General features: G+C 38.0%; 12 protein-coding genes and 2 pseudogenes. 6 read left to right on the top strand and 8 right to left on the bottom strand.

Going from position 1 to position 11,483, the window contains the following annotated elements:
• Nucleotides 1–144 precede the first annotated feature (144 nt).
• Nucleotides 145–1,760, top strand: a pseudogene (locus P9B04_RS06125) (IS5 family transposase).
• Here the strand turns inward: P9B04_RS06125 and P9B04_RS06120 are convergent.
• Both P9B04_RS06120 and P9B04_RS06115 read right to left on the bottom strand, forming a co-directional pair.
• A complete protein-coding gene (locus P9B04_RS06120; protein ID WP_342054113.1) occupies nt 1,723–2,073 on the bottom strand; it encodes a hypothetical protein in 351 nt (116 codons plus the stop codon). The pseudogene P9B04_RS06125 and the gene P9B04_RS06120 sit on opposite strands and share 38 nt — an antisense overlap.
• 170 nt (nt 2,074–2,243) lie before the next feature.
• A complete protein-coding gene (locus P9B04_RS06115) occupies nt 2,244–2,576 on the bottom strand; it encodes a hypothetical protein (RefSeq protein ID WP_342054114.1) in 333 nt (110 codons plus the stop codon).
• Between P9B04_RS06115 and P9B04_RS06110 the strand changes: the two are divergent.
• Nucleotides 2,519–3,522, top strand: a pseudogene (locus P9B04_RS06110) (IS66 family transposase). The gene P9B04_RS06115 and the pseudogene P9B04_RS06110 sit on opposite strands and share 58 nt — an antisense overlap.
• 88 nt (nt 3,523–3,610) lie before the next feature.
• Here P9B04_RS06110 and P9B04_RS25125 read toward each other — a convergent pair.
• Both P9B04_RS25125 and P9B04_RS06105 read right to left on the bottom strand, forming a co-directional pair.
• Nucleotides 3,611–3,763 carry a sulfotransferase gene (locus P9B04_RS25125; RefSeq protein WP_446717972.1) on the bottom strand — a complete coding sequence of 51 codons (153 nt, stop codon included), beginning with the start codon at nt 3,761–3,763 and terminating at the stop codon, nt 3,611–3,613.
• Between the two features lie 92 nt (nt 3,764–3,855).
• Complete coding sequence (locus P9B04_RS06105; RefSeq protein WP_342054112.1) at nt 3,856–4,701, bottom strand: glycosyltransferase family 2 protein; 846 nt, start codon at nt 4,699–4,701, stop codon at nt 3,856–3,858.
• 238 nt (nt 4,702–4,939) lie between these two features.
• On the opposite strand from P9B04_RS06105, the gene ndhO reads away from it, so the two are divergent.
• The 3 genes from ndhO to P9B04_RS06090 all read left to right on the top strand — a co-directional run bounded on the left by ndhO (nt 4,940) and on the right by P9B04_RS06090 (nt 9,450).
• The gene (gene ndhO / locus P9B04_RS06100) at nt 4,940–5,158 is read left to right on the top strand and encodes an NAD(P)H-quinone oxidoreductase subunit O (RefSeq protein ID WP_342054111.1); all 219 of its coding nucleotides are present in this window, start codon (nt 4,940–4,942) and stop codon (nt 5,156–5,158) included.
• A 20-nt stretch (nt 5,159–5,178) separates the two neighbouring features.
• On the top strand, nt 5,179–6,153 hold the full coding sequence (gene mdh / locus P9B04_RS06095) for a malate dehydrogenase (RefSeq protein ID WP_342054110.1): 975 nt from the start codon (nt 5,179–5,181) through the stop codon (nt 6,151–6,153).
• 93 nt (nt 6,154–6,246) lie between these two features.
• A complete protein-coding gene (locus P9B04_RS06090; protein ID WP_342054109.1) occupies nt 6,247–9,450 on the top strand; it encodes a serine hydrolase in 3,204 nt (1,067 codons plus the stop codon).
• 58 nt (nt 9,451–9,508) lie between these two features.
• On the opposite strand, the gene P9B04_RS06085 is transcribed toward P9B04_RS06090, so the two are convergent.
• Genes P9B04_RS06085 through P9B04_RS06075 form a run of 3 tightly spaced genes read right to left on the bottom strand, consistent with a single transcriptional unit; the run spans nt 9,509 to nt 10,396 of the window.
• Entirely contained in the window at nt 9,509–9,865 is a 357-nt protein-coding gene (locus P9B04_RS06085) for a hypothetical protein (protein ID WP_342054108.1), read from the bottom strand.
• A gap of 5 nt (nt 9,866–9,870) precedes the next feature.
• Nucleotides 9,871–10,155: a hypothetical protein gene (locus P9B04_RS06080; protein ID WP_342054107.1), complete on the bottom strand. Its 285-nt coding sequence runs from the start codon at nt 10,153–10,155 to the stop codon at nt 9,871–9,873.
• Complete coding sequence (locus tag P9B04_RS06075) at nt 10,121–10,396, bottom strand: hypothetical protein (RefSeq protein ID WP_342054106.1); 276 nt, start codon at nt 10,394–10,396, stop codon at nt 10,121–10,123. Before P9B04_RS06075 ends, P9B04_RS06080 begins: the two co-directional genes overlap by 35 nt.
• Nucleotides 10,397–10,916: 520 nt before the next feature.
• Between P9B04_RS06075 and P9B04_RS06070 the strand changes: the two genes are divergently transcribed.
• Nucleotides 10,917–11,189 (top strand): hypothetical protein, encoded by a 273-nt coding sequence (locus P9B04_RS06070; RefSeq protein ID WP_342054105.1) that lies wholly within the window; start codon nt 10,917–10,919, stop codon nt 11,187–11,189.
• 23 nt (nt 11,190–11,212) lie between these two features.
• Here the strand turns inward: P9B04_RS06070 and P9B04_RS06065 are convergent.
• On the bottom strand, nt 11,213–11,483 hold a 271-nt coding region (locus tag P9B04_RS06065), incomplete at its 5' end, for a transposase (RefSeq protein ID WP_342054104.1).

Genomic DNA, 11,483 nt, shown 5'->3' with positions numbered 1-11,483 from the left:
TGCTCTATAAAAAACCCCATCTTCATTCTCATAAATCATTCCTGATTGCTATAGCTCCCGAAAAGTACAACAAAAAAGCAGCCAAAGACCCCCAAAAAGCCCTAAAATTGGTAAAAGCTTCTTGCACCTGGTCAACTAAAACAAATGTACGGTAAAGAACCGCGATCGCCAATTACTCCAGAAAAATTTGAACTATTGCCAGGAACTAAGTTATCGGCAGAAAATCGTTGGGTAATCATGGCCGAGCTAATACCTTGACTCGCGCGTTCTCTTGCGCCGTACGACGGCGCGGGGTCGCTCGTGAATTTGAAGAAGAATATTCCAAACAGTTTAAAATGGAAAAGGGTGCGCCTGCCAAACCATTTAGGATGGCATTGGGAGCCTTAATAATTAAAGAAAAACTAGGAATAAGCGACAGGGAAACAGTAGAACAAATAAAAGAAAATCCATATCTACAATACTTTATCGGCTTAGAAACCTATACATTTGAAGCCCCGTTTGAAGCCTCAATGATGGTGCATTTTAGACAAAGAATTACCGTGGGACTGGTCAACCAAATTAATGAAGAAATGGTCAAAAGAGGAAGAGAGAAGACAGAGCAAAAAGAAGAAAAGTCAAGCTCAGAACCTGAAGAAATAGGAGAGAGGGAAAATAAAGGTAAACTGATCTTAGATGCCACCTGCGCCCCTGGAGATATAAAATATCCGACAGATTTAGAAATATTAAATCAAGGAAGAAAAGCAACTGAACAGGTCATAGATAGTCTCTATAAACCCATAAGAACGAGACTCAAGCAAAAGCCAAGAACGTATCGGAATATAGCTAGAAAAGAGTATTTAAGAATAGTGAAAAACCGTCGTTCTACTAAAAAAGAGGTTAAAGAAGCGATTGGAAAACAACTTAAGTATATTGAAAGAAATCTAGTCAGTATAGAGAAGCTAATCTTAGAGGGAGCGACATTAAAAAGTCTAAATAAAAGACAAAGAAATCTTCTAGAAGCTGTCAAAAAAGTCTATGAACAGCAACTCCAGATGTGGGAAAAAGGAACCAAAAGTGTTCCCCAAAGAATCGTCAGTATAACTCAACCGCATATTCGACCTATCGTGAGAGGAAAAGCAGGAAAACCTACAGAGTTTGGAGCAAAACTATCTATAAGCTATATAGATAATTATATATATTTAGACAGAATAAGTTGGGAAAATTTTAATGAATCTGGGGACTTACAAGGACAAGTTGAAAAATTTAAGCAGACTTATGGTTATTATCCATCATCAGTTCATGCAGATAGAATTTATCGAAGTAAAGCTAATAAAGATTGGTGTAAAGAAAGAGGAATTAGACTAAGTGGACTCGGTTTAGGAAGACCCCCTAAGAACATCAGTGAAGAAGATAAAAGCGCACCGCCCGCGCTGAGGTTTCCTCAGCGTATAGGACGGAGCAAGTGGCAAACTAGAATAGATGAAGCATTTAGGAATAGAATTGAAGGAAAATTTGGACAAGCGAAGAGAAAATTTAGTCTAGATTTGGTTAAAACTAAGCTAAAAGAAACCTCGGAAACCGCTATTGCTATTACATTTTTAGTAGTTAATCTTTTCCAACTGCTTCGGCAGTTTTTATTGCCTTTTTTATCATTTTCTTTAACTAACAAAACATTTGAACTAAATAAACAGAATGTGATAATGAAAACTTATTCTATTAATTCTTTTGTAGCAGTTAAAGTTATTAATTTAGAGGCAAATTACTGGCTTTTGTCCTCCTAATTTTTTGAGTTACTTTTTCAGCAAACCCTATATAAGTATTTACATTTTGTACAAAAAAACCAAGAGTGTCTTGTATAGATTCTCTTGCATTCAACTCGATATTATTGAGAGAAATGATCAGACCAGTATCAAAATTTGAGTCAAGTTGTATAGGTGCATGAATGAATAAATCTGTTTCAATACTAGGTAAATCATCGCTTGTTTTTCCTAAATCTAAATGAAGTGCTAAAGTCGCATCTGCTTCAATATCTATATCAAATTCAAGCGTATTCAATTCATTGATTGTAATTTTGTTATCACCAAAAATAGACATAATATCTAATGTTAATTATCTTGAAAAACCTGTTGTAAAACTATCTTCTGTATCACCATCTTCGTTATAGTCTTTAGAAGATTCTTCTTCATCTAAAATGGTATTACTTGCTTCTAATTCTAAGAAAAATAATTATCCTAATAGTCCTGCTCCTTCTGATAAGCTAACCCCTAAGTCAAAGATGAACTCTGTATCTTCAGAAATTTCCCAGAAAAATACTTCTGTTTTATGAAGGAATTAGCTGTATCAAGTTCATCTCCAATAAATGGTAATTGTCTTAATATTTCTGAGTCTAAAATATTTTGCAAGCGATTTAAGAATGCTTCAAATCCTCCTGCAAAAATATTATAATCAAGAACAGCATTTTGTAGTTGATCAATTAAATTATCGTAAGGATTCAGGTAGCCAATATTGACAAACAGTCTGACTGCGCTAAAGTAACGGTATGAGTCAAAGTGAACCAGTAATACAGCTAAATCCAGAGGAATTAAAGCAACTGTCAAAATCGAAGTTGGTGCAGATTATTTTGACTCAACAGAACAAGCTCGAACAACTGCGACAAGAAATAGAAAAGTTAAAACTGAGCCGAGATTTAGACAGCCAAACTTCATCAAAACCGCCATCAACAGACTTATTGAATAAATCTGAGAAAGCTAAAGAAACTGAAGATGATAAGGATAAGAAAAGAAAGCCAGGGGGACAACCTGGACATAAGGGAAAAACTCGAAAAGGATTTGGAAGAATTGATAGAATGGCTCTGGGTTTTTACCGATCAGCTTTTCTGCCTATTTCGGGCTACTGATACTAGGGGGCGTGCTGAACTCTGTGAGCAGCTAGGGTCAGAATATGGTGGCGTTTTAAGTAGTGATGATTTAGGAGTTTACAATTGTTATCCTGTTGGAGCATCGGCAAAAATGTCTGGCTCATTTACGTCGTCATTTCAAAAAACTAACCAAAACTCCAGGTCAATATAACCAAGTGATCGGTCAAACTTTTCTCAAATTAATCGATGAAGCTTTCCGCTCAGCTCGTATTTGGCAAAAGGACTCCGATAGGCATAGTTATCAAGTTTGGGTAAACCAATTCAAAGATAATATAAGGATAGCTCTTCAAAAATGGAAACCAAAAGCTGGTTATGAAGCAGGAAAACTCTTGCGGAACCTGCAACAAAAGGCTGAGCAATGGTGGTATTTTCTGGAGCATCCAGAAATTCCTCCTGATAATAATTTGGCCGAAAGATCCTTAAGATTAGCCATCACAAAACGAAAAGTTAGTGGCGGTTCAAGAAGCATGGAACGATTTAAACAAACAGCAAACTTGTTGACTGTGGTGCAAACTTGTCGTCGTCAGGGAAGTTTAGTTATTGATTTTTTCGAGAAGTCATTAATGGCAAAAGTTGGTCATCCGAATTGTTTGTTTCCTTCGCTAATTCCTAATTCCTTGACCTGAATCCTTACGTAGAATCAAGAAATTGATTCTACTTTTCCCTATCATCAAGCATATAGTTTAGTTGTTCAGAACCCAAAATTTTGTAAGGTTATTGAAATATTAAAGATTCTGTCAGTTGCACTTTAGAGGAATTCTGAATATTTTGTAATTTTAAACTAGAGTGATGTTGAAGTATTCGATAAAGTAAACTAGTCCCACTTCGAGGTGCGCCCACTATAAACACAGGGGACTCAGTTTCCATGAAATTCAAAGTATCTGATAGGCTTAAATTCATGTTCTTAATTAATAAGAGATTTAATATGATTAGAAATACTTAATTTTATGAATTGTAAATCACGAGTTGGGTTTTGTAAAGACATTAATTTTTTGAATAATTACTGAAGGTATTTCATCCGGGTGTCTTTCAAAGTATTCGACTTTACTCCAGACTTTTTTAAACCAGTAACCTTTAACCTTAACTTGTAATTTTTCAAGGAATGATAACTGTTGATTATACTTATTAAACAAGTTTTCCATCCTTTTTACCCCTTGTCCACTTTCTCGATCGCTAAAAGTTTTTGTTCCTTCTATATCTAGATAGTTACCCCAAATTTCATCTTTATATTGAAGGTTAGCTGTTTGGACGACTCTTAATAGAAAATCTACATCCATTGTATAGTGATCGTCAACATCGTATAAACCAATATCATCGTGTAAAGACTTATGATAAAAGTAGGCAGCGGGGTTAATGGGATGAGGATTAATCGACCAACCCAATAATAGTTCTTTCAACTTCAATTTCTCAGGTCTATTAATAAACTTTACCTTCCCAGTTTCATCCCAAACCTTGCAGTTACCGACTAAAAAGCTATTTTTAGGCAAGTTTTCAAAAATTGTTTGAACCCGATTCAACACATTAGGTTGATAGTAATCATCAACATTCAAAATTGCTAAAATTTCCCCTTTCGCCATTTTAATCCCTTTATTCATAGCATCGGACTGACCTTGATCAGCTTCAGAAATCCAGCGAATATGAGGATAGTTTTCAGCATATTTTTTAACAACAGCAATTGTTTTATCCTGAGAACCTCCATCAACAATAATATGTTCAATATCAGGACAATTTTGTTCAATTACAACCTTAATACAAGATTCAATAAAAGATTCTCCGTTGTAAACAGGAGTAATAATACTAATCATAATTAACTGGCAATTTTTAAAACTTATTTTAGCAGAATAACAGCGAAACTCCTACCAACAAAATCTCTGAGTCACCCATCATACCAAATCCTCTTTAAAAAGTAGATGATCATCTTGAGAAGGCAAGGGAGGCAGGGGAGGCAGAGGAGGCAGGGGAAGCAGGTAAGGATTAATCTTGAGGAGAAAACTTGGTAAGATAAAAAACAAGCCCTAAAAATTGAGAGTAAAGGAACTATATATGCCAGCTAAACTTAAAAAAGGCGCATTAGTGCGTGTCATTAAAGAAAAACTTGAAAATAGCACAGAAGCAACGGCCAGCGATAGCCGTTTTCCCAGTTATCTCTTTGAGAGCAAAGGGGAAATTTTAGATATGAACGACGAATACGCCTTAATCCGATTTTATGTCCCCACTCCCAATGTTTGGTTACGCCTCGATCAACTAGAAGCGGTAGAGTAAACTTTTACTTTGTGACAATTATGACTGTCTCTTATAACTCCCTCCCTCCCTGTCAATCTCTTCGTGTGGCTATTATTGGCGCAGGAAATGTCGGAAGAACCCTAGCCCAACGTATCATCCAAAAAAACCTAGCTAATGTTGTCCTTTTGGATGTAATTGAGGGACTTCCTCAAGGTATTGCCCTCGACTTAACCTCAGCTCAAGGACTCGAAAATTATAGTTGTCAAGTGGTGGGGACCAATGACTATCAAGAGACAGCCAACGCAGACTTAGTGGTAATTACCGCAGGCCGCGGCAGAACCCCTGGTATGAGCAGAGATGACCTTTTGGCAATTAATGCTAAAATCGTGGCTGACGTAGCTGAGAAAGCCTTTAAATACTCTCCCAATGCCATCTTTATGGTCATTACCAACCCTCTCGACGTGATGACCTACTTGACATACAAAGTTACCGGTCTACCAGCACAACGAGTGATGGGAATGGCTGGTGTTTTGGACTCTTCCCGTCTGCAAACATTTATTGCTATGGAATTGGGGGTTTCTCCAGCTAATGTGACTGCTATGGTATTGGGAGGCCACGGGGATTTGATGGTACCTCTACCCCATTATTGTACCGTCAACGGCATCCCCATCATAGAATTACTAGACTCCCAAACTATTAATCGGTTAATAGAAAGAACCCGTAACGGGGGGGCTGAGGTGGTTAAATTATTGAAAACAGGAGGAGCTTACTACGCGCCAGCTTCTTCTGCTTGTATTACAGTTGAAACTATTATCAAAAATCAATCTCGTCTCTTACCAACGGCGGCTTATCTACAAGGAGAATATGGATTGAATGATATTTATATCGGGGTTCCCTGCTTTTTGGGTTGTGGTGGCGTTCAGAAAATATTAGAAGTAAAATTAACATCAGAAGAACAAGAGGCATTACATATTTCTGCTAACTCTGTCAGGAAAAATGTCAATCTCGCTTTAGAAAGTATTGGAATTAAATAGTGCAATAACAGCAGTAGGACATCTCTTAACTTTTTGTAATACTATATGTATGTATTTGAAAAAAATTATTAACAAACTAACTCCTTAACAACAATGGAACCCGAAGTAAGTTTAATCCTTTTAACTGGTGAACCCGAATTATTAATCGAATCTCAACAAACCGCGGCTCTGCTTAACTTCGCTGTCAGTGAAACCCCATCAGAACCAGGAATTACCGTAACTGTAGATAGTCCCAATTTATCAGAATTCAATCTCAGAGAACTCCAAATAGAAGGGGGAGAACTGCAGCTCAACTCAGAAGTTACATCATTACTAGAAACAACCCTAGCTCAAAAAGTTACCGAAACCGTACCCGGAGCAGCTATTGCCATTACCTCACCTTTGGGTAATTGGTCGGAAGTTAGTGGCCTAGGCAGTATAGAAAATAATACCCCATTAAATCCAGGCGATCGCTTTGAAGCTGGGAGCATTACTAAACCTTTTGTTGCTACCACCATTTTGAAGTTAGTAGAAGCAGAAACCTTAACCCTCGAAGATACCCTAACCGACTGGTTAACTGCAGAAGTCACAGATATCATCCCCAATGCTGAAACCATTACCATCAGGCAACTACTCAATCATACCAGTGGCATTGCAGAATACGTCTTCACCTTATTAGACCAAGCTGCTACAAATATTACACTCTTGCTTCGGGACTGGGAACCAGAAGAACTGATACAACTCATTGACGGGGTAGCCCCCTTTTTTAATGCAGGAGAAGGCTGGGAATATTCCAATACTAACTATATTTTGGCAGGAATGGTCATCGAAGCGGCCACTGGTAATAATGTTGCCACAGAAATAAGATCGCGCATTTTTGAGCCTTTAGAATTAGAAAACACCTTTTTTGCAGGAGAAGAAGAAATACCAGGGGGTTATGTTAGCGGTTACATAGATTTTGACGAAGACGGAGTTTTAGACAATACATCCATTGTTAATCCTTCTGCCGCTTGGTCTACAGGCGCAATTGTGTCCAATCCCGAAGATTTAACCACCTTTGCGCGAGCCTTATATCAAGGAGATTTGCTGTCTGAGGCCAGTCAAACAGAGATGTTTACCCTAGTGGATACTGGAGATGAATTTTCCTATGGGTTAGGAATGATCAGCGTTGAAACCCCAGATCTCGGTACCGTGGTTGGTCATCGAGGGGTAACTGTAGGTTTCAACGCAAATATGTGGTACTCGTCCGAAGACGATTTCACCTATGTTGAGTTGGTAAATGGTCAATCTAACGAAGAGTTGGTCAATGATTTTATCTCTGCTTTTAGGGAAGGAGTCATTTCCACCGTGGGCAATACAAGTGCTTACGAAGAATTTAACCTAACCTTGACGGAAGAAACTACCCAAATAGTGTTACCTGTATTGAACGATGGAGAAGCAGAAGAAGAAGAAACTGCTACTTTTATTTTGGGAGAAGGAGAAGGATACGAAGTTGATCCCAACTTCCAAAACAGCACCTTTACCATCGTGGATGGGTTATCTGATGATCCCGAAGTCAATGTCGGGTTAGGATCATTTCCTACTCAAGTAGTAGAAGGAGATACATTTACTCTCTCTTTTGAAGTTACTAACATCCCAGAAGAAGGATTATTTGTTTATGTCGATAGTCAAACCCCCCAAGCTTTAACACAATTTGCCTTGGAGGATGGGGTAGTAACAGGGGGTGAGTCCCCAGTGCTTAACGATGATTTGAGTGGTTTTGCTGTCAAAATTTTTGAAGATGATGCTCGAATAGAATTACCTGTTCTTATCGATGAGATTACAGAAGAACCCATCGAGATTATTTACGAACTGAGAACTAGAGAGGAAATCAGTGCTGTTGATCTAGCTGCTATTGAAACCGATGAAACCATTAGCGACTATACAATCAACCCATTCATGGCAGAAACCCTTGTGGAAGTGTTTGATGAGATTCCTGCCAATGTGGCCTTAGGAGCTTTTCCTACTGAAGTATCCGAAGGAGATACTTTGACCCTCTTTTTTGAAGTTAATAACATCCCAGAACAAGGATTATACGTCTACATCGATAGCGAAACCCCTCAATCTTTGGCACAATTTATCTTAGAGGATGCTGTAGTAACAGGGGGTGAGTCCCTGGTGCTTAACGATGATTCGAGTGGCTTTGCTGTCAAAATCTTTGAAGATAACGCTCAAATCGAATTACCTGTTCTTGTGGATGAGATTACAGAAGAAACCATCGAGATTACCTACCAACTGAAAACCAGAGAGGAAATCAGTGCAACGGACTTGGCTGCCATTGAAACCGTAGAAACCATTAGTGACTATGTCATCAACCCTTTAATGATGGGTGAGGCGATCGTAATTTCTGATACTATCCCAGAACCCATAACAGTCAGTATAGAGACGACAGAAACCGTTCTCAGAGAAGAAGAAGGAACTCAACTAACAATTACATTGACTTCCAGCGCACCCGTACCCGATGGAGGTTTAGTTGTTAGTATCGACAGTGATGTTGCCAACGCTCTAGGAGAATTTAATTTATTATCAACACAGTTCGATAATGTCGAGCTAGTGAGTATCAATGATGATATAAGTGGGCTTGTTCTTCGTCTGAACGAACAAGTAGGGACTATTATCACGCCAGTTGTTGACGATAATGATGCTGAAGGTTCACAAGAGATAACCCTGAGAGTAGAACCAGGTGAAGGGTATATAGTGGACGAAGAAGCCGATTCTGTTACTTTGACCATAGAAGATGATGACGCACCAGTAACTCCACCGCAACCACCCCGCCCGGATTTTACTCAGCTTTTTGGCTCCTTAGAGGAAGATGTTATCGAAGTCCAAGGCAAAAATCAATTAATTTTTGCTGGTGACTCTAACGATCTTATCGATGCTTCTATAGACTCATCGGAGGTTTCCAATGACAACAATCGTATCTATGCACAGTCCGGTGACGATACCCTGATCCTAGGGAAAGGCGATCGCTTATTTGGAGGAGATGGGGACGATAGTTTCTTTGCTCTGTCAGGTGGGGATAATATCATTACTGGTGGTGCTGGTGCCGATCAATTTTGGATCGCCACGGCAGAAATACCTGACGCAGCTAACATCATCACCGATTTTACCAGTGGGGAAGATGTAATAGGTTTAGCAGGTTTAGGGATTGGTTTTGACGATTTGAGTATTACACAACAAGACGCAGATACTTTAATAACTACGGGAGGAGACGAGTTAGCTAGACTGCTTGGGGTCAATGCTAATGGTTTAAGTGCCGATAACTTTGTTTTTGCTTAAAGTTATGGAATGAAAACAAGAGCGATCTCCTGGAGATCGCTTTTTCTGGTATGATTATCTAGATTGTTAAATCGATAATTCTCTCCAAAATTTTGAGTCCACGTTCTAAAAGATTCAAAAAACCCACTGTATTATTTATGTTTTGAACCTCTCCATTAATGGCTTCAATTCCACTTTTAAAAGCCGACTCATTTTCTTCTAACTTATCAACTAAAACTGAAAGAATATCGATTTCTACTCTTTGGACATACATAGACCATTGTAGACGAAATAGCTTAAACTTTCTTTTTTCTTGTTCATCTTGAAACCGACTTTCAATCCCAGGGGTATATAACTGTGATTGAATCCGACTAATTTCCTTGAGGAATTCTAACCTAGCCTCTATTAATTTGGTTTCAATTTCTGAATTTTCCATGAGATTTACTCTCCTGTTGTAGATGAATTAGTAGCTTTTTTGATGTCTTCAGCAACTTTAATCAGAGATTCAATGTCAGCCAAAAGAGCATTAGCGCGAGCAAGGGTAAATTTGTCTTCTAATAACAATTGAAAGGATTTTTTAAACTCATCTGAAGCTTGAGCAGCATTCTTTAAAGCTTCGACAGAAATAGTCATCGTGCGAATATTGCGCCGTTGCTCTATCCAAGTATCAGGATCACTGATAGGTTCAGGACTAGTATAAAGTGGTAAAGTCGTGTGTATGTACACGCATTCTTGCGATTAACTCTAGCCATTGTTTATCATTTGTTGTGATTTGATTATAAGTTTGAGTATCTAACGTGGGTTCACCAAAATCATCACGAAGTAAAATTTCTGAATTAGCATCGACAAAATAATTGCCAGATGTCACTAATAGACTATCAAGAGCTACAGCGTATTCTTGTCCTGCTGCGGAGAACTTTTGATATTGTTCGAAGGAAGCTCCACAGGCCAGCAGTGAAGTTCCCATGAGAGTAATAATTGATTTTCGTAGGGTAGATTTTATCTTCATCTACATCTTAATGATTGAATTAAATTGCCTAACATTGTAATGGCTCACTTTTTAACAATTCCACTAAACTGGATTAAGAAATGTAAATTAGTTGTCACCCCTTAAGGTGCGCTTTCCAATGGAGAGGGAACCTCGCCTTATGTCGTACTTCTCCCTGCTTCCTTCCTCGCACATTCCCTTGCGCCGTAAAAGGGCGCGGGGTCGCTCTTTTCCCTGATCCCCTGCTTACCTCACAGCAATGCTTATTTTTGTGCAGGTACTTATCCGTTATTGGTTCAAGTCAAAAGAAAACTGGTGACTGTTGTGGGCGTAGATAATATAAACATTAAAATTATTTAGGTAAATAGGCTTATAAATTTTATGTTCTTAACTTTTTTCTTAACTTCCTAAAGTTAGGTTGAATGGTTATTGAAAGACTTATATTATTCATATTGAAGAAACTTTTGTATGTTAAAAGTCAGAAATTAGGGAGATTATCATGATGAAAAGACTTGTCATAGCAGTGTTTTTCTTACTAACAGTAACCTTTAGTTTTTACCAAGTGGAATCTGCTTTAGCTGGTTCTCTTAATTCACAGGGTATTTTACAAGCTAGAGCGAATTTAAAAGGAGACTGCGATTATCCTTTTACTCGTAGATATGACGCAGAAACACTTGCGGCCATCTGTAATGATAAAGAACTGTTAAAAGAAATGTTTCCTAAAGCAAAACCTCAAAAAAATGCTAAAACGTCTAAATTTAAGCGTGTATAGTCATTTAAAATAAGAATGAGACACTAACTGTTACAATAGGCTCTAATAATATCATCGATAGATGTACCCACGGGAGCATATATTCTTGCTCGTTTTAAAGCACTAAAATCATGCTCAATATCATTAAGATCAGGAGAATATTTTGGTAAAAATACTACTTCGTGTCCTGCTTGTTCTACTATTAATCTAATCATAGTTTTTCTATGAATTGGTGCATTATCCATTATCAATACAGATGGTATATAGCATTTCCCACAGTTATGAGGTACAGTAACAGCAATGAGCAAACCAGTT

The organism is Crocosphaera sp. Alani8, from assembly GCF_038442745.1.
In the GTDB taxonomy this organism is placed as follows: domain Bacteria; phylum Cyanobacteriota; class Cyanobacteriia; order Cyanobacteriales; family Microcystaceae; genus Crocosphaera.
This window is presented reverse-complemented; position numbering and strand designations above follow the sequence as displayed.